This is a genomic window from Vibrio artabrorum (assembly GCF_024347295.1).
Lineage (GTDB): Bacteria > Pseudomonadota > Gammaproteobacteria > Enterobacterales > Vibrionaceae > Vibrio > Vibrio artabrorum.
In genome coordinates this window covers 621512-645356 of sequence record NZ_AP025459.1, presented here as the reverse complement: position 1 = coordinate 645356, position 23845 = coordinate 621512, and the positions used below count along the sequence as shown (strand labels likewise).

Here is a 23845-nt window from a genome sequence, read left to right as displayed (position 1 = left end):
GGTGAACACCCTTTACTGCATTGTCACAAGTATGGCTCAACAGTAAAGGGAGAACGACTCGAATTACTTCAAAATTCGGGCGCGGAATTGACGCCCTTTCATCTTACCAGATTCGATTTTGTTCAATGCTTTTTTAGCGACGGATCTTTCTACCGCTACGTAAGCACGCATTGCGAACAGATTGATCTTACCGACCGATTTACCATCAATGCCGCCTTGACCCGTCAATGCACCAAGAATATCACCCGCACGAAGTTTGGCTTTCTTACCGCCGTCAATCTGAATGGTGACCATATTTGAGTAGTACGGCTTCGCGATTGGTTTGGCTGGCAGTTCACATGGCTCAATTGGCATATCCATGTACTCATCAATTTGAGCAACACGGTACATCTCTTTTTCGCTAAAGAAGCTGATCGCAACGCCTTTGCTTCCTGCACGACCAGTACGACCAATGCGGTGCACGTGAACTTCAGGATCGCGAGACAACTCAAAATTGAATACAGCATCGAGGTTGTCAACATCAAGACCACGAGCCGCCACATCCGTCGCCACTAGAATCGAGATGGTTTTATTTGAAAACTGAACCAAAGCTTGATCACGTTCACGCTGTTCCATATCGCCATGAAGTTCGATAACGCTGAAACCTCGGTGGCTCAATTCATCGGTCACGTTCTGTACTTCTTTCTTCGTGTTACAGAACACAACCGCTGATTCTGGTTGATGATGAAGAAGCAGTAACTCTAATGCGTCATCACGAGCCTCTGTCCCTTCCACTTTATAGAAGTATTGCTGAATGCTGGAGTGATCGTGGGTTGATTCAACCTTCACCATTTCTGGGTTACGCATAATGCGGTCCGCAACAGATTTGATCTGTTTAGGGAAAGTGGCACTGAATAGCAAAGTTTGACGTTCTTTTGGTGCCGCTTCAATCACAGCATCTAAAGCATCTTGGAAGCCCATTTCGAGCATGCGGTCGGCTTCATCTAACACCAGTGTGTTCAGCTCAGACAGATCGATACGACCTTTCTCTAAGTGATCAAGAATACGACCTGGCGTGCCCACCAGAATGTGCGCACCGTGCTCTAGTGAACCAATTTGTGGGCCCATTGGCATCCCGCCACAAAGTGTCAGCACTTTAATATTGTGAATTCCACGAGCAAGAGTACGGATCTCTTTTGCTACTTGGTCTGCAAGCTCACGAGTCGGACATAACACTAAAGATTGAACACGGAAACGCTTAACGCGTAGGTTTTGCAGCACGCCTAATCCAAAAGCAGCTGTTTTACCTGAACCCGTTTTACCCTGACCGATAACGTCCTTGCCATCCAGAATGGTAGGAAGGCTTAACGCTTGAATGGGCGTCATTTCAGTATAACCTAAAGAATCTAACGTGTTTAGAAGCTCTGGTTTAAGGGCGATTGAAGAGAATTTTGAAGTGCTCAATGGAAATATCCAACTGGTGAAAAACAGAGTGCATTATGAGTGTTTTTAAAAATTATTCCACCTTAATCACAGTTTTGAGGCAACATGTTAGGCAGAGACAAAAAAACCAGCGTCGATGCTGGTTTTTATATTGTGACATCGAAATCTATATAGAAATACGACCTCCAAAAGCTCTCTATGGCACACCATGACCTTTAGATGCCACCCACACGCGATACCATTGTTCACGAGTCAGTTCGATTTTTAGTGCATCAACCGCAGTCTTCACACGCTCAATCTTACCTGAACCAATAATCGCGATCGGATTCGATGGTAAGCAACGAATCCAAGCGTAAATCACTTGGTCAATGCTGTCTGCACCCACTTCTTGACGAATGGCTTCTAGCTCATCACGAACACGAATTGCTTGTGCAGAATCGCCACTGAAAATGCTACCACCACCGAGACAAGACCACGCCATCGGGCGAATACGATTCATCTGCAATTGATCTAGCGTGCCATCATGAGCCACTTCGAAGTTCAATGGGTTGATTTCAACCTGGTTGGTCACTAATGGCTTACCCAATCGAGATTGAAGCAATTCGAATTGACGCGGTGAAAAGTTAGAAACACCGAAATGCTTAACTTTGCCTACCTTGTGTAGCTCTGCGAACGCTTCTGCTACTTCATCGGCATTCATCAACACGTCTGGGCGGTGAATCAACAATACATCGATATCGTTAACACCTAAGCGCTCTAATGAATTATTGACTGATTGGTAAATATGCTGAGCACTGGTGTCATAGTGATTGATCTTACGATCAGGAGTGTGGTCGCCACATAAGTTGATATCGCACTTAGTGACAATTTGAATTTCATCACGAAGGGCTGGCTCAAGTGCGAGCGCTTCTCCAAACAGCGTTTCACATTGATAGTTTCCGTAGATATCCGCGTGATCGACCGTTGTTATACCAAGCTCAATGTGCTGTTTCAGGAAAGTTAGGCGTTGTTGCGCAGTCATGCCCCACTCAACTGTACGCCAGTACCCCTGCACTAACTCCGAAAGTTCTGGGCCTTGTGGCGCTGTTGTTACTCTTGCAACCATGGGTTGTCTCCTTTATCAATACTGCATGTATCCTATGCCCGTTTAGCGAAAGGCTCAACTACAATAAATGCAAAAAGTAAACTCGTTTCTAAAATGTGAGAGCCACAGAAAAATGAACATTTAAAGCAATAATAATTTGCAGTCTAGCCATGATCCTTCATCCCAAAAGGCTTACCGACTCGAATGAATTACCAAGCCATTGACAAACTCACCTGATTAAAGGCGATGTAGTTCAACCATTATATGCTCACCATCACGATGTAACTGAATCCAAGGCGAGGGTGTACTTGGAACATTCCAGAGGCTCACGTGTTCCGATGAATGGTGTGGCGCGTTGATAAATTCGACCAACTGCTTATCCACCCTATCCAAACCAACCCCTTCATTTCGAGCTTGTTCGAGTTGAGCAGTAACATCGAATGCATCTTCACCAATACGAATTGAGCTTAAAGCAAAGCCATCTTGACGAAGGTATGCCTGAAGCTTTGTGTAACTTAAGCTCGAATATGGCAAGTTAAAGCGAACCACCTCGACGCTTGAGCTTGCCAACTCCAGCTCAACATAAACATCCAAATCGTAATATTGGGTTAAGTCACTGCACAACAGAGAGCCCTCACTCTCGCCACAATCCATTAGGTCACTATCGTTAATATAGTGTTGAGTACTCGGTTGAGTGGGACTGCTATTGAAGACCGTTCTCAGCCACCAGCTTTCGGTTGCTTGCACGGAAAACGAAATAGCATTCAGAGACAATAACAAAGGTGGGATTAAGACAAGAAGAGCTCTCATTAATTGTGCTTACCTCATGTGATACGAAGCGTCTATTATACTTGACCAATCCAAGAACAACTGTTCGAACTGCCTATTTTAGGAGAAATAAACGGTTGATTAAGCGATATTCTTGTCGCGTAGTGTCAACCGCAGTGCTGACACACCGTCATATGCAATATCACACAATACATTCGATGAATATGTCATAATGTTGAAATTACGAGTTAATTTTCAAGGAATGTCATGACGGCAACGAACTATCTCAACCAATTGAATCAAAAGTATCTTGCGACTCATAAAGCAAAAGAGGACTTCTTTTGGGATACATATATGGGCATCAGTGACGACCACGCGGGTTCGACACTTGCGCAAACTCAGTGGACGGAATTTCTTAGCTCGGCTGAACAAATTGCTGCCATTGAAACGCAACTTGCGGCTATCGATGACATTCAAGATCCCCAACAAAAAGAGACTACACTAACCGGCTTAAATGGTTGGTTAGCGACCTTTAGAGCTCACGCTATTGAGTCGGAACAGTCACAGAAGCTTAAAGCCGAACTCATAAAGTTTGAGGCAGAACTGTTTGAGAAAAAGCAGAATCATGTGATGACTTACATCAATGAAACCGGGGAAGAAATAGAAGGATCGCTTCCCGTATTAGGCTCAGCAATTAGAAGTAATAGTGATGAAAAAGTGAGGCTTTCAGCACACCAAGCACTATTAGATCTAGAACAATGGTTGTTAGTCAATGGCTTTATTGAGCTGATCAAAAAGCGTAACCAATTTGCTCAATCTCTGGGTTTTAAAACCTTCTTTGATTACTCGGTGGTTAAAACCGAACAGATGACGACTGAGCAGCTGTTTACGATTCTTGACGACTTCGAAACCCGTACGCGCGCTAACCATCAAAAAAGTCTCAATACGTTAGCTGAACAAAAAGGTCAGAGCGCGCTCGAGGCTCATAACTTTACCTACTCTTTTGCAGGGAACGTTATGAATGAACTCGACCCTTATGTGCCATTTTCAAAGTCACTGAGGCGCTGGATTGAATCTTTTGGACGCCTCAACATTGACTACTCTCAAGCAACACTCAAGCTCGACCTGCTCGATAGAAAAGGAAAATATCCAAACGGCTTCTGCCATGGTCCTATCCCTTCTTTCTACGATCAAGGTACTTGGGTAGCCGCTCAAGTGAACTTCACCAGTAACGCTAAGCCCGATCAAGTTGGCAGCGGTTATGATGGTATCAACACATTATTTCATGAGGGTGGTCACGCGGCACATTTTTCCAACGTTAAAATGAACGCACCCTGCTTCTCTCAAGAGTTTGCCCCAACCTCGATGGCCTATGCGGAAACCCAATCCATGTTCTGCGACAGCTTGTTAAATGACGCCGATTGGCTGAAACAATACGCGCTCAATGCCGATGAGCAGCCCGTGCCTGATGAGCTGATCAAAGCAATCATCGATAACAAACAACCCTTCAGAGCCTATCAAGAACGCAGCATTTTAGTGGTTCCGTATTTCGAGCGAGCACTTTACGAATTGGCGGATGAAGATCTGACACCGGAAAAGATCACTGCGCTTGCTCGCAATTGTGAGAAAACGATTCTTGGGTTGGCTTGTAGCCCCCGCCCATTAATGGCAATACCACACCTAATGTCCGATGAAGCGTCTTGTGCATACCAAGGTTACCTGCTGGCTCATATGGCGGTGTATCAAACTCGTGCGTATTTCACCGATAAGTTTGGCTATTTAACTGATAACCCAGAGATCGGCCCTTTATTGGCGAAGCACTATTGGCACAAAGGTAATAGTGTCAACCATAATGGAACCATCGAAAGCCTGACTGGAGAAGGGTTTAATGCCAAATACCTCGCTGACGAATGCAACCTGTCACCAGAAGAAGCTTGGGCAATAGAAGAACAAAAAATCAAACAGCTTTCGTTAAGAGAACGTGCTCCCGTCGCGGATTTGAATGCGAAGATATCGATCGTTGATGGCGCAACAGAATTGGCCAACAATGCGAAGTCGAATAGCCAAATGTGTGACAACTTTGAACACTTTATCTTAGAACAATATGGACGATAGAACCTGATTAAGGGAACTCAGTAACCTACAGCTAACAACGCAAAAGGACGATATTTCATCGTCCTTTTTATATTGATGGATGGGTATCATTTGCGGTTCTTGCTTCAAAGGAATACGCTGATTTTTGACCTGTGAATTGCTCGTACGCATTGCCTCGGTTAAGTGTTTAAAATCTTCACTAAGAACGTTTTAGATGCTTTAAAGGCTATTTTTGATAGCTAACTCGCCCGTTTAACGTAATAGGAATAATAAACACCAATTTTTGAGGCTAAGGCGAGCGATTTAACGTAACGGCACTTAGTGTGCGCCTAAACCATAATTATCACTATGTTCGGTTACATATAGGTAAGGAAGAAATCCATCTATTAGCCGTTAGGCTTCTCGAGGAAATCGGTTCATATGGAATCATTTAGTTTTCTTCATTTACCAGTCGTTAGTGCTGGTCTCCGTCGACTGGTCTTAGTGTCTTTATTGACAACCTTACGTAAACCATAGAGCTGAGATTGCTGCAAGGAAAGCTGTTTTACTGCCGCAGTTACTCCTACTGTCTCGGTTAACTTCAGTGCTTCTGCTTTAAATTCAGGGGGATGTTTAATTCTCGCTTTCTTGGTTGTCATCGTTCACCTCGTTAGTGATTGAACTCACTTAACTCGATGTCCAAAAAATGCGGGGGTGGATCACGGTTCAAAGCGACTTTTAGTTGGGCTTTACCCACTCTAAAGTTGCCAAGAAATTATTGATTACTCATAGCAGCTCAAGGTATTCCACTAGAGCTTCTGGTAATTTCATTGATTCCTGTATCCAGAGCTGTATGTAATGAAGCTAACCCAACTCAATGCTTTTAAAGCCATTGTTGAATGTCAAACCGTCACTGCCGCGGCAGAGCGCTTATCACTTAGTCAATCCGCCGTCAGTCGACTATTAGCCAGTTTAGAGCAAAGAATTGGTTTTCAACTTTTTATTCGTAAACGAAATCGCTTAGAGCTTAGCAATGAGGGCGAAGCTTTCTATATTGAAGTCTCCAAAGTCTTTGATGCTGTATCAAGTCTCGATCATGCTGCGCATTCAATTCGCTCATGCCATTTCGGGACATTGAATATTGCAGCGATGCCTCTTCTCTCAAACGCTTTTTTGCCCAGAATCTTAGCGGTCTTTTTAAAGCAAGCGCCTAAAGTCAAAGTCGGGTTTAAAACATATCGTTCCGAAGAGGTGATTCAGCGGGTTCAAAGTCAAACAACAGACATTGGCTTTGCGTTTATTGATGAACATCTCGCGGGTGTAAAAGCACAAAAAGTAGAGTGCGAATGCGTCTGTCTTATTCCATCCGATTCGCCACTGGCCAAACGCTCGGTCATAGACATCTACGATATTGCGGGTCAAGTACTCATCCGCCACGAAAAGGATATTACTCAGAGAAGAATCGATGCATTGTTACGTCGTTATGATCTATCAACGATTGAGCAAATCGAAGTCTCACTGGCAAGCACCGCTGCAACCTTAGTTCGAGAAGGTGTGGGGATCGCGATCACTGATCCATTTACCGCTTACATGGAAAGCGAGCACCCAAAGGTTGTCATGAAACCGCTCGTATTCGGCCTACCGTTTGAATTTGATATTCTCTACCCTTCGTTAAAGCCTATTCACCGAAATGCGGAACAGTTCATTGAGCAATTCATGTTGCAAGCTGACGCAATGAATATTCAGCTAAAAATTGGGCCAATGCGAAACCTCAGTGAATATGGTTCTGAGTAAGTTCACAGTTACAGAGATGCCAGATCACTTTAAAGAAATCAATTTATACGATTAAAATCAATAATTTGACACACAACCAGCTGTTCATCATTCCTTTTTTGCATACTAGTCTCCAGCTTAATCATTGGCGACGAATGTGCCTTCTTCCTTAAGCTCTCAACCAGAAAAACAAAAATCAATAAGGAAGAAATTATGAAAACACGCGTCTCTGTGATTGGCTCCGGTAATGCTGGATTAACAGCGGCCTATCACTTCACCCTACAAGGTGCTGATGTCTGCCTCTATGGCTCGCCAGGTTTTGACCATCCTCTGGCAGACATAGAACAACGAGGAGGGATCTGTGCACTTGAAAACTTTAATGGCGTTGAACTGACTTACAGTGGCTTTCAGGCGTGTGACAGAATCAGCCGCGATCTGGCGGAGACAGTGGCCTATGCAGACTTACTCATCTTACCGGTTCCATCATTTGCGCAAGAGCCACTCTTTACTCAAATGCTGCCCCATTTACGTGATGGTCAAATCATCATGCTTATGCCAGGAAATTATGGCTCATTGGTGCTTAATCGAATTAAAAATGAACAAGGGTTTGCGCATTTAGATATCACTTTTGTCGACGCAATTTCGATTCCCTGGGCAACTCGAATTGTTGGGCCTGCAGAGATCGCTATTTTAGGTATGAAAGAGTACCTCCCTGTCGCTGCTTATCCTGCACATCGCACGGAAGAGGCTATTGCAGCCTTACAAACTGTGATGCCTTTGCCTTTAACAAGGCTGAGTAATGTCATTGAAGCCGGATTAGAAAACATCAACTTTGGTGGACATCCATTACTAACAACACTCAATATTGGCTTACTAGAAAACTTCGATGGCCAATTCAATTACTACAAAGATTGCTGCTCAGTTTCAACAGCAAAAGCGGCAGCAGCAATGGAGTCAGAGCGTCAATCCATAGGCAAAGCTCTAGGGTTACAACTGTTACCTGAGCTTCAAGCAATGAATGCCCTTTACGGTATGAAATGTGAAAGTGTTTATGAGGTTAACCGCACTTCAGAAACCCACGGCAAACTCAACAGCGCACCCAACTCAGCCAGCAACCGATACATCACGGAAGATGCCGCTTACCTTCTCGTCCCTTGTTACGAGCTTGGTAAGCTGGTCGGTATTGATACGCCTATGGTGACGTCATGCCTGCACATCGACAACGCCTACAACGAGACTAACTATTTCGAATCCGGAAGAACATTAAAACAAATGGGGCTTGCCGATATGTCCGCTCAACAAATCATGGAATTCGTTAATTAACGTGAAGGAACGGCCTTTAGGCTAAATCCGAATCAATGGGGCTTCGGCCCCATAAGGAACAAAAGGACATCGCAATGACAAAATTAAAATTCCCTTCTGCCTACACAATTTTGATGATCCTGACCGTACTTATGGCTGTTTTAACTTGGGTTATCCCAGCCGGTCAGTATCAGATGGAAACCAATGAAACACTAGGCCGTATGGTGCCAATGGTAGGCACATATCAAACCGTTGATTCAAATCCTCAAGGTATCGTTGATATTTTAATGGCACCAATTCAAGGCTTCTATGACCCCGGCAGCTACGTGGCGCGTGCGGTGGACGTCGCCCTATTTGTATTGGTTATCGGTGGATTTTTGGCTGTAGTAACCCAGACTGGCGCGATTGATGCTGGCATAGCAGGTACCATGAAGCGCCTAGCAGGCCGAGAAAAATGGATGATCCCTATTCTAATGGGCTTATTCGCATTGGGCGGTACGGTTTATGGTATGGCAGAAGAAACCATCCCATTTTATGCCCTCTTGATTCCGGTCATGATCGCTGCGGGCTATGACAGCATCGTTGGTGTTGCTATCATTATGGTTGGCGCAGGGATAGGTTGTTTGGGTTCTACCATTAACCCTTTTGCGACCGTTATTGCCTCTAACGCCGCTGAAATCAATTTTATGGAAGGTTTCGCCCTTCGCGCTGTGATCCTTGTTCTTGGTTGGATCGTTTGTGTCGTCTACGTCATGCGTTACGCTGAAAAAGTCAAAAACAACCCTGAACTTTCAATCGTCGCTCACCAGAAAGAATCAAACTTAGAATATTTCTTGCATAGTAAAAAGCAAAAAACACCAGAGCTAAACAACACACGTAAAGCGGTACTGGCTATCTTCGGTTTAACCTTCGCCGTTATGATGTGGGGTGTATCCGCAGCAGGATGGTGGATGGCTGAACTCTCCGCTCTATTTCTTGGCTCAAGCATTCTTGTTGGCTTCGTTGGTCGAATGTCAGAAGTTGAAATTACCGACAGTTTCGTCAACGGAGCTCGCGATCTTCTGGGAGTGGCCCTGATCATCGCTATTGCTCGTGGTCTTGTGGTCGTCATGGATAACGGCAACATAACCCACACCATTTTGCATTACGCGGAAGGCTTATTAGGTGGGTTAAACGAAATCGCATTCATCAATGCTATCTACTGGGTCGAAGCCGTGATGTGTTTAGTCGTTCCGTCTTCTTCAGGACTTGCGGTACTCTCAATGCCAGTCCTTGCCCCACTCGCGGATTTTGCTGGTGTTGGCCGAGAACTGGTTGTCACTGCCTACCAATCTGCTTCTGGTTTACCAAACCTTGTGACACCGACATCGGGCGTGGTGATGGGCGGCCTAGCCATTGGGCGAGTTGCTTACTCATCTTGGCTAAAATTCATTGGTCCATTGCTTGGCGTACTTTGTACCATGATTATGATTCTTCTAAGTCTTGGTGTTGTGATCAGCTAATCTGATTGAAGTATACACCCAACAGCAACGTCAATTAGCTGTAGATTAAAGTTCATCTCCGGATTGGCTATCCTCTTTAGAGATGAACTTTGTTTGTTCAGCCATTCATTAATAGTGACTTAAGGAAAAACCACACACGAAATAGCAAAAATAGAAAAATAGCAACTTTCTATCGCTTTATTGCTCCTTCCCTTCACTCAAAGCAAACTTGATCTCATCCGATGAAAAACCTTTTCGACTTAACATAGCGTAGGCTTTTGAACGCTCTTTGTGATCGTTAAGATCATAGGACTTTTTCTGCAACTGTTCTAAACAAGATGAGTAAAAATCCAGCTGCTCTTCGTTTATTAGTCGCTCGATTAACGATGACAACTCAGTCGTGTCGATTTGTCGTTGCCTCAGTTCTTGCTGAATGGCCGTCAAGCCCTTGCCTTTACGAGCATACTTGAGCACCTCTTTTTCCAAATCGGCTTTCTCTGCCTTAATTTGAAGAGTGCTCTTAAGTTCATGTGCTTGTGGGTGTTGCTCCATCGCGACTTTCACTTGCTGGTAAGTAAATCCACGTTTTTGTAGTGTCGCGACCAGTTTCTCACGACTCATGGTAAAGCTTGAGTAGTAGTGGTTGATTCGGTCTATCAAGATGGTTTGTTCATCAATAGACTTTTCGAAGGACACTTTATGGATCGCGTCTGAAATGACCAAATCCGTTAGCCCTTTCTTCTTCAGTTTTTCGATAATGTAGCGAGAGCCAAACTCACCAGAGAACGCTTGCTCCACGAATTGTTCTGCAAACACTTGGTCAGACTTGAGATACCCAAAGCCTTTCAAAGTATTCAACGTTTCATCGATCCATTCTTGATTGTCGGTTTTCACTTTTAGCTTCGCAATCAGCTCGCTTTCTGTCATGTCTCTCTGAGTTAAATGCCACATCGCAGAGTTCATGACACTTTCAATTCGCGTCGCTTTTCTTACCGTCGTATTGCTAGTGCGCGTTTTTTGCTGGGAATTATCCATTCGATTTCAACTGTCCAAACTGAGCCTACCCCATGATAACGTAATTCTAAGATGAGTGAAGTGACAGAAAAAAACCATATACCGGATAAACGACAGCCAATAAAAATGGACGCTTACTTCAGCGTCCATTTCACATCCAACCCAACGATGAGCTTTAGGCTAACCTTAGCTCTCTTCGTGATTGTAAATGTGCACATCTCTTTGCGGGAATGGGATCGTAATGCCTTCTTCATCGAAGCGTTTTTTAACGGTTTCCGTTACATCCCAATATACATCCCAGTAATCATTCGTTTTAACCCAAGGTCTTACCACGAAATCAACCGAAGATGTATTTAAGGTATGAAGCTTGATCATATGCTCAGGTTTTTTCAGTACTTTAGGGTGAGTTAAAATGATGTCATGTAACACCGCTTTTGCTTTATCGATATCATCTGCATAGCCAATACCAAACACCATATCCACACGTCGAACACGTTCAGCCGTAATATTGTTGATCACGTCCCCCCAGATCTTGTTGTTTGGAATCACTAATCTTTGATTATCAATCGTTTGAATGGTAGTCGACACTAAACTCATGTCTTTTACTGTGCCTTGAACGCCTGCCACGTTGACCATGTCACTCACATCGTATGGACGGTAGATCAAGATCATCAAGCCAGATGCAAAGTTCGATAGAGTATCTTGTAAAGCAAAACCAATGATGACACCCGCAACACCAAACCCTGTAAGTAGTGGTGCAAGTTCAATCCCTATTTGAGATAGGGCAATAAGCAAACCGATCAAAATCACGGTTTTAGAAGCAATCGATACGAAGAACTCTTGCATCAATACGCTGAAGTCCATTTTTGAATGTGACACGCTCTTTCGAACCATTTTACGAGCAACCTTTGCAATCAGGCTAGTCACATACAAAATACCTAATAACACGGCAAGCTTAACGAAAAAAGAAGGGGTATTTTCAAAAGCCCATCCACTAAACGAATGTAGCCAACCCTCCAATAGATCCAAGGCAATATCAATATCTAAAACATCAGCATTAATATCGCCCGTGGTCGCCAATAAAATTCGCTTATATGACGTGACATCAACACCAAAAGGTTCCATTAAAGAAATGGTTTCTTCTAAACTAGAGACCATGACACTGGTTCGTTCGCTATAACGCACTAACTCAGTTTTAATCGTCGCCTTCTCTTCTTCACTAACAAACGACAAACGGCGTTTTAAGTCCTGACGTTGAGTATCGGTATAAAGAATCGCATTCGTCAGGTATTCAGAACGCGCAATCAATGAGGATTTAAGACGACTTTCTGAAGAAGCGACATCTCCACCTCTCTCCTTGATCCAACTTAACGTTTTAGAGAGTTGCTCGTAATACACATCCATCATTCCAATGTGTTTTTGAATCAACAGTTCAAGGCGCTTTTGGGCATCCCCATCTGCCGAGCGACTCTCTTTGCTCATTGACGCAATCTTGACGTCATTCATTGACAACAAATGCTGCAGTAGCTCGGTTTGTTTGGAGAGCACAGCATCAAGCCCTTCCTTTTTATCCGAAGATAATTGTGAAGATATCTCCTTACGTAACGCTTGGTTTTTGCGCCTTAATATATCTTCAAGAAACGGTTTTTCAGCCTCGTGCGCTGATTCAAGTGTCGTTAGATCCAGCATTAGCTGGTCTTGAACTTCTGCTATTTTGTCGATGCTTTGCGCAAAACTCCCGAATGCAACAAACGCCAACATTAAAAATAGACAACGCCAAACCTTTATCATGTTAAATCCTATAAATATCTAAATTTCTCCTGTAAATACTAGTAAAAAGAATTTTAATAACAAGCATTTAAACGTATGTTGTGTTAAAAAACTGCAAAATATCCAATATGTTGAGTCTTTGAGAGTTCCAATCCCTCGTTATGACCTGTAGAGTAGCCGCCAATTAAAGAAAAATGGCCAATATGATGACTTAGGCGCATACACGAAAACGCCTTCAATCCTATATTGGCTCGCAGCAAGAGAGCATATCTATGAACAACGAACTGGATACTATCGAGTCTCTAGAAGAGCTAGAACAATTCCTAATTTCAGTTGAAGCGGGTGGTTTAGGCCTTGAAGGTGTGGAAGGTGTCGGTATGGCAACCAATAATTCAGATGGTCGTCATTTCGTTGCCGTCTTTAATAATAATCATCAAGTGCTTCTTGCTCGCTGGATCTCCAAAGAAGTCTTTGATAATGGTAAAGACCTCGTTCGCAACGGACCTCGTCGTACTCACTAAGGCATCCCATTCGTCCTTAGCACATCAAAAAAGTAGCAACGGTTTTCTAGTCATGATTGGCGTTGCTTTAATCGGCGGCTTGATCCTTATGAGCGATGAAAAGACCTGCTAGATGGTGCTTTTTAAACGTGTGTAGTTAGAGATAGCGCCTCGAAAAAGCAATGAATAGAAAGCCGACTCGCAGTCGGCTTTTTCATGCGCTTAACACAATGTCCCCACCCCACCGCTGAAATAAAAGTGCAATAAAATCAACATCTAAAAAGTTCCCCATTCACGAAAATGTAATTGTATGGAAATGAAAGCTTAATTTGGCTGCTCTAAATTAGCTTCATAGCGAAACGGAGAGCGCATTGCTCACGGATTTTAAAATACAAGGTAAGTGATTATGAAAAAGGCAGTTCTAGCTTCAGCAGTGGTAGCAGCACTAGTTTCCGGTTCATCTCTAGCAGCAACCGTTTACAACTCTGACAGTACAGAGCTTAAGATTGGTGGACGTGCGGAATTCCGTGGTGATTTCATTGGTTCAGGTGGTAAAGAAATCGACGGAACCATGAAAAATAAAAGCCGTGTGCGTTTGAATGTTGGCGGTACAGCAGACATCACTGGCGACCTATCTGGTTTCGGGTTCTACGAAGCGGAACAAGGCGTAAATTCGTCAGCGGATAACGATGAAACAGATAACTTTAAACAACGCTACATGTACGCAGGCCTTGAAGGTAATTTCGGTGCTGTCTCGGTAGGTCGCCAAGATACAGCCGCAGCTCAAATCTCAGAAATGTCGGATGTGACTATCTATTCCGGTGATCAAAAAGCTTTCATTAACGCGGGTAACGAGCAGGTTAACAACACGTTTGTCTACGCTTACAATACTGATACTCTTGCGTTGAAGGCCAGTTTCATCGCTGGCGACGATAAAGATACGGACGGTTTCGGTATCTCTGGTATCTACACACTACCAATGGGCTTAGGTTTCGGTCTTGGTTACTCGGGGAACGACAACGGTGCTGGCAACGGTTCTGCAACGGCTGTAATAGCGGGTATCAATTACAAGATGGATGCGTTATACCTAGGTGCAACATACACAATGGGCGACCTAGACGACAAAGCGAAGACTGAGTTTTCAGGTGTAGAGGTAGCGGCTAAATACACACTAACTGACCAATTTGAGCTGGCTGCTTTGTACCAAAAACAAGAACAAGACACGACACAGAACGTCACTGCAGATACAGCAGATTTCTTTGAGCTAACGGGAACATACAAGTTCAACAAATCTATCCGTACATACGTTGCTTACCAATTGAACAACTTAGATGATATAAAAGTTGCGGGTCTAGAAACACAAAGTGAAGACTCTCTTCGCCTAGGTCTACGCTACGACTTCTAACCAAAATCGACATTAGATAAAGACAGAAGGTTGAGCATTGCTCAACCTTTTTTCATATTCAAATATTCTGAATAACTTCATCCATGCTTTTTCTGGTTAAGTGGTGCTAAATCCGTATCATAGGCGAACCACATCAAACAATTAAAAGCATCATGTCACAACACCATCCGATCCAAGGCGCTAGCTGGATGCTAACCGCAGGCTTAGCCTTTGCCGTTATCAACAGCCTAACTCAAATTGCTAGCATTCATTTCGGACTGACTTCTACCACGGTGGCCGTCATTCAATACACCATCGCGCTGTTCGCTATTCTTCCCTATTTGAACACGTTGGGTATTCGCCGTGCGCTAAAAACTGACAATCTCAAATTACACGTATTCCGTGTCTTCTTATCGGTTATTGGTATCCAACTTTGGATATGGGCGCTGGCTTACCCAGTGCCGATTTGGCAAGGCATTGCCCTACTGATGACGTCGCCGCTATTTGCAACTATAGGTTCAGGGCTTTTTCTCAAGGAGAAAGTTGGGGCTGCTCGCTGGGGGGCAACCTTAGCAGGCTTTGTAGGTGCGATGGTGATTCTAGAACCGTGGGCTGAAGACTTTAACTGGGCAACGCTGTTACCCGTTGGCGCAGCGTTCTTTTGGGCATGCTACTCACTGATGGTGAAAAAACTCTCTTCACAAGACAGCCCTTCAACCATGGTGGTCTACCTTTTACTCTTGATCACACCATTTAATATTCTACTTGCGATCCCAGATTGGCAAACCCCTACCGGGGGGACTATTTGGGCGATTTTACTCATCATTGGTGTGATGACAGCGCTTGCACAATGGGCCATTGTAAAAGCTTATTCAGTCGCTGATGCTTCGTTTGTGCAACCTTTTGATCACGCCAAATTACCACTCAACGTCTTAGCCGGTTGGATTGTGTTTAGTTGGGTTCCACCGGGCCGTCTATGGCTAGGGGCCGCAATTATTATTGCCTCCGTCGCATTTATCACTCATTGGGAAACAAAAAAACCGGCTAAAGTGAACAAGCTATAGGGTGAATGAAATAAATAATTCTCTTATCCGTTCTATATTGATAAGAGAATTTAAACGAGGTCGTAACCATGAACAAACCCGTCAAGATTACACTATACCGTTGGGCTGGCAGTTGGGGGCCATTTAAAGTCAATATCCCATGCGGAGAATGCACTCTGACCAAAGACATTCTTGAGGATACATTTGAGAATGAGTTGGCTGGTGTCGATGTCGAATTGGAAGTGAAAGATTGGTTATCTCACTGGTGGGAACCTTTAAAACTGGGCTCTTGGCATGCTCCGATCCTTGTCGTTGAAGGCAAGGTAGTCAGCCAAGGCGAGGCACTCAACCGCGGTGTATTGGTTCAATCCGTGATCAAAGAGTGGACAAAACGAGACAGCCTGAAAGGCAATATCGTTTATGGTAAAGCGACCTGCCCATTTTGCGTTAAGGCAAAGAAAATGCTGGATAAAGCCGGCGTCGAGTACCAATACCACGATGTTGTAAAAAACAGTGCCGCCTTATATCGCATGATCCCAGAAGTAAAAGCACACATTGGTGAGAAAACGCCAGTCACGGTTCCTCAGATCTGGTTAGATGGTAAATACATTGGCGGAGCAGACAACTTGGCCGCTTGGATAAAAGAAAGTGATCTAGATTCTATTCCAAACAACGTTATCGATTTATCCAATCAATCGGCTAGCTGATTTCGCTTAGGCAGAGTTGGGATTCTGGCAGCTAATCGCTAATCCATATTGTATCCATCCACAATAGAGCGATGAAATTCACCCATCGCTAAAACGAAAAAGGCCTTAAACTTCATCAAGTTTAAGGCCTTTTAAAATTCCGTTTTGGACAATACTTACTTCGCCATTTTCTTCATCATTCGCTTAAAGAATGATGCTTTTTTCGGCTTTGGCTTGCCATACAATGCTTCATGCATCATATTTTTCGCAGCTAATTGGCTAAGGTATGCGTTACCTAATTCGTAATTCATGCTTATCTCCGCACATAGTCGACTCTCTTTTGCGCGGATTTTACACTTAAACCAACCAAAAACAAGACATAAATCACACTTTACTGCAAGTTAACTTAAGTTGTTACACGTAGACACATATATATAAAAAAGCAGCCCATGTGAGCTGCTTTTTTACTCGCTTCGCTTAAAACGACAGACTTTGCTGAAGCTATTCGCAATAACTCATCTCTAGCTACGCTTTGGCTGTCTGTAGGTTTTACCCGCAATTTGGTAGGTATCTTTTTGCTTTAACTCGAACATCGTTTCGAAGAACCAAGCTGCAAATTTGATTAAGTCATCACCTTCATTCATAACATGTTCGATGTACTCTTGCTCTTCGCCTTGTTCATTCTCTTGAAGTGTCACGTGGTAAATACGCTTTTCGCCTTCCACTTCTGCTAGCGCAAATTGACCAGTCAGTGATGCGGCAGCCTCAGCGACTTCAGTGTCTTCGTTGGATTTCAAGAGCTCAAGCGCTTGTGGCAGGCCATCGAGTGCGCAAATAGCTTTTACCAGTACTTCAAATTCATTTTGCTGCATGTTGTTTACCTATTAAATGGACCGAAGCATTGTAGAAAACCCACCACATAAATACAATGTATTAACGTTGGTATGCCAGACTATAAAGCAAGAACCATTTAGTTGTATTCCACTTTTGGAGAGACGGCTTTGTTATTTATTTTCGTTGTAAACCAAAGTACAAGCCCCATCCCCACACCAATGGTTAGATAAAACACCCCCAATTGCAGATGAGTCGTCACCCAGTTTTCAACTAAGTATCCCCCCAATAAACCCGCCAAACACATTTGAATTGAGCCCGAGAGTGCAGACACGGCTCCCGCTTGTTTCTTATGAGGTTCCAACAACAAACTAATTGAAAGAGGGAATGACATCCCCTGCGCTATCGTCAACCAAGTAAATGCCCACACAAGATGAAAGATGGAGAGTTCGTGAGTCAGCAACCAAACACCAGAAGCCAAAGTAATAACAATCGAAAGGCTCATGAGTTGGGGCGTGCTAAATCTTCGATTCAGTAAATTAAGAGAAACACTGCCGATCATCAACCCCGCAGAAGGAATAATCATCAAAGAACCATATTCAGCGGCGGTCAGCCCCAGTTGTTCTTGCATTAAGAATGGGAACAAAGACAACGACACCAAACTCGCTATGTAGCTCATCCAGTTGTAGCTCGCGCTGCTGATCACTTGGCGATTGGTCAACAAGCGTCCGTAATTCTTCACCACTTGACTGACATCAAAGCGACTTTTTCCATAAGGCAAGGTCTCAGGTAGCACACAGTAACCTAAGATGAAAATCGCAGATAAATAAACTAACACAAACAAGAAGACAGACTGCCATCCTAGGTGAAATGAAATCCAACCACCAAATACAGGCGAAATGATCGGCATGATCGAAGCCGTCATCGAAATATAAGATAAAGCCTTAGTGAGTTGCGGACCATCATAGCTGTCCCTCAGAACACTACGCCCGAGTACCGAAGCACTCCCCGCTCCTAAACCTTGTAGTAATCGCCCCACCTCTAACGCCGTCATATTGTCAGAAAATATAAAACAAACAATGGTACCAATCAGATACACACCTTGGCCTAATAGGAAAATAGGCCTTCTTCCCACCGCATCGGACATCGGCCCATAAAACAACTGAGACAGACCAAAGCCCACAAGGAACAGCGTAACAAGCAGCTGAACATCCACCTGAGAAACACTTAAGTCAGCAGCAATTAACGGTAAAGATGGCAAATAGATGCTGACACCGACTTGTCCGGTAGCAATGATCATCATGGCTAACAGTAACGGTGTTTTTTTAAAGTTTGATTGGCTCAAATAATTCCCTCCTTGTTTGTTATTTGTTCATCAAATGAGTTTACATTCAAACCCAATAATTGATAATCAACCAAATTGGAATTTTATTAAGTCCCATCAGGAAATAATATGGATTGGATTCTTAACGCAAAAAGCTATGTCAGAGTAATAGAAGAAGGCAGTTTCAATGGTGCCGCTCGTAAACTCAACACCACCAGCTCGGCCATCAGTAAAAGAGTGAATTGGCTAGAAGATCGTATCGGCACGCAGCTCTTAAAACGCACGACACGCTCGATTAGCCAAACAGAAGCTGGCGCACTCTTTTACCAACGAGCCAAAGCTCAACTGGATAGTTGGCAATCGATCATCGATGAAACCCGCTCCGTCAATCAAACCCCTGCCGGCCTGTTAAAAATAGGGGCGACTATTGCTGTTGGATCCAAATTTCTAGTGCAATATATGGACGATTTCTTAGAAAAATACCCCGACATAAAAGTGCAACTCATCACCACCACCCCCGGCCAACTGCCCGAACTTGGATTGGATCTGGTGATAAGTCGTGAGTTAGAGCAACTCAACTCGCTAAGCTTTAAAAAAACACCATTGTTTGAACATAAAGCAGGGTTCTACGCGGCTCCGAGTTATCTCGCTAAACATGGTTACCCCACATCAGAGCAAGATTTAGAACGGCACAACTCCTTGATCTGGGGAGAGCGTCCTACTCGTGAAGTGGCGCTAACCAAAGAACAGCGAATCACTTTGAACGGCAACTTTGCGACCACCAATCCAGAAGCTCTATTCCATGCAGCGAAAAGAGGTATGGGTATATTATTAACCATCAAAGCGATGATTAAAGATGACCTTAAACAAGGGACATTAGTTCCAGTATTGCCAAATATAACAGCCGATGAAGTCATGGTTTACGCCTATTATCCTAAACTTGATTACTCACATACTCGGACCAAGCTGTTTTTAGACCACCTAAAAGGTAGGCTAGACAAAGAGCGCAGCACATTAGTTTTATAAATAGGAAGGAAGTGCGATAAACGTTATAAGTCGCACTGAATTTGAAAAAAACGATAACGTGGTCAATACTGTATCAAAACAATATGGGTTTTCATGCATAAAGACACCTTCAAATTAGCGGTGAAAACGATGTATCAAGATACACACAACAGCTTAATCAACACCGACCACATTGGGCGTCTACTCAAATTGGAAGGTATCGACCTTTTAGAGTCGGCCGCGCTCATGTTGCATCAAACATTTGGTACTCAGAGCACCAGCATCATAGAAAAAAGAAACTTTCCAGACCAAATACTTCCTTCGGTGATTGCGCATTCTGATCATATCGTACATGACAAAATCAACGCACGTCATGGTCACATCTATCAACAAGCTGTCAATCAAAAGCACCCCGATTGCTCCTTTGCGCAGCACATCATTCAGTCGCTACCAACGTCGGCATTTAGACAAGAAATCACATCAGATCTGACTATCGCAATTCCTACTCGCACTCAGAGTGGTGAAGTAATAGGTGTACTATTTTCAACCTTTGCTTCTCCACTGAGTCCAAGCCAAAAACAAGAAGCGATAAAGTACCATCAACTTTTTGCCGATATCATCGTCCATACACTTAGAGAAATGTGGTTCAACGAGCGCTCTGAGCAACTGCTCAATCAGCTCAGTTATGAGGTTTCACACGATAATTTAACTGGGTTGCTAAATCGAAGTTGCTTGTCAGATACCTTAGAATCCATTACTCAGCAGGGCATCACGCCATTCACATTAGCGATGATCGATATTAATAGCTTCAAAGCCATTAATGATATGCATGGCCATTATATTGGCGATAAGGTGCTTCAGTATGTTGCCGATACCTTGCGTCGAAATCTACCCGAGAGTAACTTGATTTTTCGAACTGCGGGGAATGAGTTTGCCTTTATTACCTACCATTCCGATCCCATAGCGGTGTGTGAACATCTACAGGCTAAAACCAAAGAAGGCTATAGCAACCTCGATATAAAAATTAATATCGACGTCAGTATCGGTATTGCTCGCTCAGATGGACATAACAAAGACATAGAACAGATCATCTTTAACACCAGCTTGGCGTTGAAAGAGTGCAAACTTAGCCAAGATAACCAAACTCGATGTTATGACACTCATCTAAGCGTTCGTTACCATAGGAAAACCGAGTTAATCGCGGCTTTACGTCGTGAGCTTGAAAGCCCAATTTCACATAAAGACATAAACAATGACAATGGTATGTACGTGGTGACACAACCCATTGTGATTAAAAACGAATCTCAATGGCAATATTTCGAGGTCCTGACTCGCTGGAAAACAACGCAATACGGTGATATTTCACCCGTCGAGTTCATTCAAATCGCTGAAGAATCAGGGCTGATTGTCGAACTGGGTGAACGTATTATAGAACTGGTGTGCCGAGCTAAAACAATATTAGAACAAGGTTTAGGCTACAAAGTTAAACTTGGGATTAACTGTTCCGCTCATGAGCTTACCGACTCTAAACGTTATATATCCTACCTCACTCGCACTATTGAACAACACCATTTCAAGGCAAATGAGTTTGTAATTGAGTTAACTGAAACGGTATTACTGTCCCCCACAAAAGAGACAAAATCGGCGCTTAACTTTTTAAGGGATCAAGGATTTACAGTCGCACTCGATGATTTTGGGACCGGTTACTCAAGCCTCAATTACATTCACAGCTACCCTATCGATTGCATTAAAATTGATGCGACCTTCATTCGTAACTTGTTGACAAGTTCTACCTCCGAGAGCGTTGTATGGTTGATCATCCAGCTTGCTCATCGCTTAGGCGTATCCGTCGTTGCTGAGGGGGTTGAAGAACGTGAGCAATTAGAAAAACTTCACGCTATGGGGTGTAACAAGATTCAGGGATATTTTTATTCACCGCCCATGCGACCAGAAGCTATCGTCAGTTATCTCTCCCATGCTGAGCTGCCTGTTACGGACAATACATAACCGAATAACCCGCGTTCAAACCCATTGCCTTAACCCAAAAAAACACATTAAAAAGCCGCGAGTTCATGACTAAACTTTGAACGGTTTAGCATGCAACTCGCGGCTCTCCCCAATGGATTAATTAAGACCGTTTACCGAAACAATTCGTTCACTATGATCGGATTGCGATTCCAACGCTTCTTTAAATAGCTTGTCAGCTTCGTCTCTCGCGGCCATAAAGCTCGCTTTGTCTTTCTTAGGTACCGACTCTGCCATCGGAATATTCGCTGTCATAGCGTTGACTGGACGACCACGTTCGATCAACTCATAGTGCAAGTGTGGACCTGTCACTCGGCCTGTTTTACCCGACAAACCAATACGCTGCCCACGAGAAACCGCTTGCCCTTTTCGAACGAGGATCTTACTTAGATGCAAATAGCGCGTTTTGTAAGTGCTGCCGTGTTGAATAACCACGTAATTACCCGCATAAGGATGCTTACGCGTCATAATGACTTTACCGTCACCCGTAGCCTGAACCGGAGTTCCAACGGGAACCGCGAAATCGGTACCATTGTGTGGTGAGATACGACCTGTAATCGGGTGTAGACGTTTAGGGTTGAATTGAGAGCTCTGACGCCAACTGCTGTTCACTGGATAACGTTGGAAAGCACGTTGTAAGCTATCACCATTCATATCGTAATATTGCCCATCAGTATGAAGATAAGCAGAAATGACTCGGTTACGGTTGATGATTTTTATTGCTTCAATTTCGCGTTTTCCGGTTGCAACACCCTCAACAAATTGTACTTTTTGAAGGACCTCAAACTGATCACCAGCACGTAAGTCTCGGCTAAAATTCAACTTATCTTTGAGCAACGTAACAATGTGGTCAATTTCAAGACTGCTCAAGCCCGCCTTGTTCGCCGACATAGAGAAACTGCCTTGGATATCCCCCACTAAAGGCTTTTGCTTCCACACACCCGGAATAGAGATATCTTTAAATTCATAGGTGCCATCTTCAAGTCGTCGATAGACCACTTTATCAGCGATACTAAATTGAAGTTCCATTTTGGAAAGATCACCTGTCGCCTCACTTTTCCAAAAACGCAATGTATCACCAGGGCGTAACGTATCAAGCGCTAGAAAGTTTAAATCGGTTTCCATTACACTCATCATCGATTTATACGAAAATCCAAGCTGAGTGAATATACTACTCAAGTTATCACCTGTTTGAATTTGGTACTCAAACGTCGGTGGCTCAATAGCCGTCACAGAAGAAGGTGGTGCCGTTGACTCAATAACACTGGAGTCCGATAAATTCAAATCAACGGTTTTCGTCAGATCTGAATGGGTAGATTGCAGAGTAACACCAATCGCAGCAATAAGTGGCAATCCTAAAATAGCCACTTTTTTTAGAGGTGAAAGCTCAGAAAGCGAAGAGGGTAATATTTTTGAATACACGGTAAACAGGTCTTTCTACGATATAAAGGTGTAGGATATGCTTTTCATACGCATAAATCATCAATACATTGCAATAATATGATACTAATATTGCAATAGCAGGCTAAGTCATTGAGTTGTTGGAAATGAAAAAACGCATCTACATTTCATTTTCCCATGAGAGATAGACCCCAACTTCATTCATACAAACAGTGATTTCTTACACTCACTCAAATGTCACTCCTTACCTATCGACTGCGTATCAAAAGAAAAACTCATTAACACCTTTTCCGACGGTGCTTCTGCGAAGGATTGTTTTGAAGAATGTTGAGTGAAACCGATGAAACCAGCGCCAGTAAACTGACCATCAGCTGGCGGAGTGACGTCCAAGGTTTGAATTTGCACACGATCGCCCAGTAGGAGTTGATCGACTAGCACGACACGGCTTCGCTTTTGATCAAATTTAAACAGGCCAAGGTAGTAGAACACACCGCTACCTTGATTCGATACCCACATAGGCGCAACAAAGAAACTCGCCTCCCCCATGATCACGGTTGAAAGTTTTTTAGTATCTACAGTAATCACACCACGCTCCACACCAGAGTCATAACGGCCAAATGCGAGCGCTTTGGCGTTGTCGACACGATTAATGAAAGCATATGCATTCGTTTCTGGCACTTTAATTGTCCATGGGTTGGTCGTTTTCAAATCAAACACAGTGTCAACGATGGGATCATAAGTGATTTGTGATGAAGGAAACTTCGCTAAGATCTCTTCATCACTGAGGCTGAATCGATAAATACCAGCCACTATGACGACCACTAGCATGACAATTGGAACCAGTAAAATCAGAGGTATCGGTAAAATTTTCTTTTTCATGATCAGTTTTAATCTTTTATTTTCATTGGTTGTGCTGACCATAAAGGGCTTTAGTCTAATGATCAATATCGGGTTAACTG

20 protein-coding genes and 1 pseudogene are annotated in these 23845 nt (G+C 43.5%); 10 read left to right on the top strand and 11 right to left on the bottom strand.

Going from position 1 to position 23845, the window contains the following annotated elements; translation table 11 throughout:
• Positions 1–63: 63 nt before the first annotated feature.
• The 3 genes from dbpA to OCU36_RS16965 form a co-directional block, all read right to left on the bottom strand.
• Positions 64–1443 carry an ATP-dependent RNA helicase DbpA gene (gene dbpA / locus OCU36_RS16975; protein WP_261840700.1) on the bottom strand — a complete coding sequence of 460 codons (1380 nt, stop codon included), beginning with the start codon at positions 1441–1443 and terminating at the stop codon, positions 64–66.
• 175 nt (positions 1444–1618) lie between these two features.
• A complete protein-coding gene (locus tag OCU36_RS16970) occupies positions 1619–2527 on the bottom strand; it encodes an aldo/keto reductase (RefSeq protein ID WP_261840699.1) in 909 nt (302 codons plus the stop codon).
• A gap of 216 nt (positions 2528–2743) precedes the next feature.
• Entirely contained in the window at positions 2744–3316 is a 573-nt protein-coding gene (locus tag OCU36_RS16965) for a hypothetical protein (protein WP_261840698.1), read from the bottom strand.
• Positions 3317–3541: 225 nt separating this feature from the next.
• Here OCU36_RS16965 and OCU36_RS16960 point away from each other — a divergent pair, with 225 nt between their 5' ends.
• Positions 3542–5389: a M3 family metallopeptidase gene (locus OCU36_RS16960; RefSeq protein ID WP_261840697.1), complete on the top strand. Its 1848-nt coding sequence runs from the start codon at positions 3542–3544 to the stop codon at positions 5387–5389.
• Between the two features lie 434 nt (positions 5390–5823).
• On the opposite strand, the pseudogene OCU36_RS16955 reads toward OCU36_RS16960, so the two are convergent.
• Positions 5824–6006: pseudogene (locus tag OCU36_RS16955) on the bottom strand (IS3 family transposase); the annotation flags it as partial.
• 199 nt (positions 6007–6205) lie between these two features.
• Here OCU36_RS16955 and OCU36_RS16950 point away from each other — a divergent pair.
• The 3 genes from OCU36_RS16950 (at position 6206) to OCU36_RS16940 (ending at position 9924) form a co-directional block, all read left to right on the top strand.
• The gene (locus tag OCU36_RS16950; protein WP_261840696.1) at positions 6206–7141 is read left to right on the top strand and encodes a LysR family transcriptional regulator; all 936 of its coding nucleotides are present in this window, start codon (positions 6206–6208) and stop codon (positions 7139–7141) included.
• A gap of 192 nt (positions 7142–7333) precedes the next feature.
• Entirely contained in the window at positions 7334–8443 is a 1110-nt protein-coding gene (locus tag OCU36_RS16945) for an NAD/NADP-dependent octopine/nopaline dehydrogenase family protein (protein ID WP_261840695.1), read from the top strand.
• Positions 8444–8517: 74 nt separating this feature from the next.
• Positions 8518–9924 (top strand): YfcC family protein, encoded by a 1407-nt coding sequence (locus OCU36_RS16940; protein WP_261840694.1) that lies wholly within the window; start codon positions 8518–8520, stop codon positions 9922–9924.
• Positions 9925–10101: 177 nt separating this feature from the next.
• Here the strand turns inward: OCU36_RS16940 and OCU36_RS16935 are convergent, their stop codons facing one another.
• Positions 10102–10938 (bottom strand): RecX family transcriptional regulator, encoded by an 837-nt coding sequence (locus OCU36_RS16935; protein ID WP_261840693.1) that lies wholly within the window; start codon positions 10936–10938, stop codon positions 10102–10104.
• Positions 10939–11103: 165 nt separating this feature from the next.
• Positions 11104–12708 (bottom strand): mechanosensitive ion channel family protein, encoded by a 1605-nt coding sequence (locus tag OCU36_RS16930; RefSeq protein WP_261840692.1) that lies wholly within the window; start codon positions 12706–12708, stop codon positions 11104–11106.
• Positions 12709–12959: 251 nt separating this feature from the next.
• On the opposite strand from OCU36_RS16930, the gene OCU36_RS16925 reads away from it, so the two are divergent.
• The 4 genes from OCU36_RS16925 (at position 12960) to OCU36_RS16910 (ending at position 16321) form a co-directional block, all read left to right on the top strand.
• On the top strand, positions 12960–13208 hold the full coding sequence (locus OCU36_RS16925) for a hypothetical protein (RefSeq protein ID WP_261840691.1): 249 nt from the start codon (positions 12960–12962) through the stop codon (positions 13206–13208).
• Between the two features lie 385 nt (positions 13209–13593).
• Positions 13594–14592 carry a porin gene (locus tag OCU36_RS16920; protein ID WP_261840690.1) on the top strand — a complete coding sequence of 333 codons (999 nt, stop codon included), beginning with the start codon at positions 13594–13596 and terminating at the stop codon, positions 14590–14592.
• 152 nt (positions 14593–14744) lie between these two features.
• Complete coding sequence (locus OCU36_RS16915; RefSeq protein ID WP_261840689.1) at positions 14745–15635, top strand: DMT family transporter; 891 nt, start codon at positions 14745–14747, stop codon at positions 15633–15635.
• Positions 15636–15703: 68 nt separating this feature from the next.
• Positions 15704–16321 carry a glutaredoxin domain-containing protein gene (locus OCU36_RS16910; RefSeq protein ID WP_261840688.1) on the top strand — a complete coding sequence of 206 codons (618 nt, stop codon included), beginning with the start codon at positions 15704–15706 and terminating at the stop codon, positions 16319–16321.
• A gap of 155 nt (positions 16322–16476) precedes the next feature.
• Here OCU36_RS16910 and OCU36_RS16905 read toward each other — a convergent pair whose 3' ends face one another.
• The 3 genes from OCU36_RS16905 to OCU36_RS16895 all read right to left on the bottom strand — a co-directional run bounded on the left by OCU36_RS16905 (position 16477) and on the right by OCU36_RS16895 (position 18476).
• Complete coding sequence (locus tag OCU36_RS16905) at positions 16477–16611, bottom strand: hypothetical protein (protein WP_261840687.1); 135 nt, start codon at positions 16609–16611, stop codon at positions 16477–16479.
• A 210-nt stretch (positions 16612–16821) separates the two neighbouring features.
• Positions 16822–17172, bottom strand: a complete 351-nt coding sequence (locus OCU36_RS16900; protein WP_017057980.1) for a hypothetical protein — start codon at positions 17170–17172, stop codon at positions 16822–16824.
• Between the two features lie 98 nt (positions 17173–17270).
• Entirely contained in the window at positions 17271–18476 is a 1206-nt protein-coding gene (locus OCU36_RS16895) for a multidrug effflux MFS transporter (protein WP_261840686.1), read from the bottom strand.
• Positions 18477–18584: 108 nt separating this feature from the next.
• Between OCU36_RS16895 and OCU36_RS16890 the strand changes: the two genes are divergently transcribed.
• Complete coding sequence (locus OCU36_RS16890) at positions 18585–19481, top strand: LysR family transcriptional regulator (RefSeq protein WP_261840685.1); 897 nt, start codon at positions 18585–18587, stop codon at positions 19479–19481.
• A 129-nt stretch (positions 19482–19610) separates the two neighbouring features.
• Complete coding sequence (locus tag OCU36_RS16885; protein WP_261840736.1) at positions 19611–21467, top strand: putative bifunctional diguanylate cyclase/phosphodiesterase; 1857 nt, start codon at positions 19611–19613, stop codon at positions 21465–21467.
• Between the two features lie 117 nt (positions 21468–21584).
• Here OCU36_RS16885 and OCU36_RS16880 read toward each other — a convergent pair whose 3' ends face one another.
• On the bottom strand, positions 21585–22907 hold the full coding sequence (locus tag OCU36_RS16880) for a peptidoglycan DD-metalloendopeptidase family protein (RefSeq protein WP_261840684.1): 1323 nt from the start codon (positions 22905–22907) through the stop codon (positions 21585–21587).
• Between the two features lie 216 nt (positions 22908–23123).
• On the bottom strand, positions 23124–23765 hold the full coding sequence (locus tag OCU36_RS16875) for a hypothetical protein (RefSeq protein WP_261840683.1): 642 nt from the start codon (positions 23763–23765) through the stop codon (positions 23124–23126).
• Positions 23766–23845 lie beyond the last annotated feature (80 nt).

Bases quoted from the DNA above. Each gene is read 5' to 3' on its own strand.
- OCU36_RS16915 (WP_261840689.1), top strand. From the start codon at position 14,745: ATGTCACAACACCATCCGATCCAAGGCGCTAGCTGGATGCTAACCGCA.
- OCU36_RS16965 (WP_261840698.1), bottom strand. From the start codon at position 3,316: ATGAGAGCTCTTCTTGTCTTAATCCCACCTTTGTTATTGTCTCTGAAT.
- OCU36_RS16925 (WP_261840691.1), top strand. From the start codon at position 12,960: ATGAACAACGAACTGGATACTATCGAGTCTCTAGAAGAGCTAGAACAA.
- OCU36_RS16885 (WP_261840736.1), top strand. From the start codon at position 19,611: ATGTATCAAGATACACACAACAGCTTAATCAACACCGACCACATTGGG.
- OCU36_RS16890 (WP_261840685.1), top strand. From the start codon at position 18,585: ATGGATTGGATTCTTAACGCAAAAAGCTATGTCAGAGTAATAGAAGAA.
- OCU36_RS16930 (WP_261840692.1), bottom strand. From the start codon at position 12,708: ATGATAAAGGTTTGGCGTTGTCTATTTTTAATGTTGGCGTTTGTTGCA.
- OCU36_RS16970 (WP_261840699.1), bottom strand. From the start codon at position 2,527: ATGGTTGCAAGAGTAACAACAGCGCCACAAGGCCCAGAACTTTCGGAG.
- OCU36_RS16940 (WP_261840694.1), top strand. From the start codon at position 8,518: ATGACAAAATTAAAATTCCCTTCTGCCTACACAATTTTGATGATCCTG.
- OCU36_RS16910 (WP_261840688.1), top strand. From the start codon at position 15,704: ATGAACAAACCCGTCAAGATTACACTATACCGTTGGGCTGGCAGTTGG.
- OCU36_RS16960 (WP_261840697.1), top strand. From the start codon at position 3,542: ATGACGGCAACGAACTATCTCAACCAATTGAATCAAAAGTATCTTGCG.
- OCU36_RS16935 (WP_261840693.1), bottom strand. From the start codon at position 10,938: ATGGATAATTCCCAGCAAAAAACGCGCACTAGCAATACGACGGTAAGA.
- OCU36_RS16950 (WP_261840696.1), top strand. From the start codon at position 6,206: ATGAAGCTAACCCAACTCAATGCTTTTAAAGCCATTGTTGAATGTCAA.
- OCU36_RS16875 (WP_261840683.1), bottom strand. From the start codon at position 23,765: ATGAAAAAGAAAATTTTACCGATACCTCTGATTTTACTGGTTCCAATT.
- OCU36_RS16905 (WP_261840687.1), bottom strand. From the start codon at position 16,611: ATGAATTACGAATTAGGTAACGCATACCTTAGCCAATTAGCTGCGAAA.
- OCU36_RS16945 (WP_261840695.1), top strand. From the start codon at position 7,334: ATGAAAACACGCGTCTCTGTGATTGGCTCCGGTAATGCTGGATTAACA.
- OCU36_RS16920 (WP_261840690.1), top strand. From the start codon at position 13,594: ATGAAAAAGGCAGTTCTAGCTTCAGCAGTGGTAGCAGCACTAGTTTCC.
- OCU36_RS16900 (WP_017057980.1), bottom strand. From the start codon at position 17,172: ATGCAGCAAAATGAATTTGAAGTACTGGTAAAAGCTATTTGCGCACTC.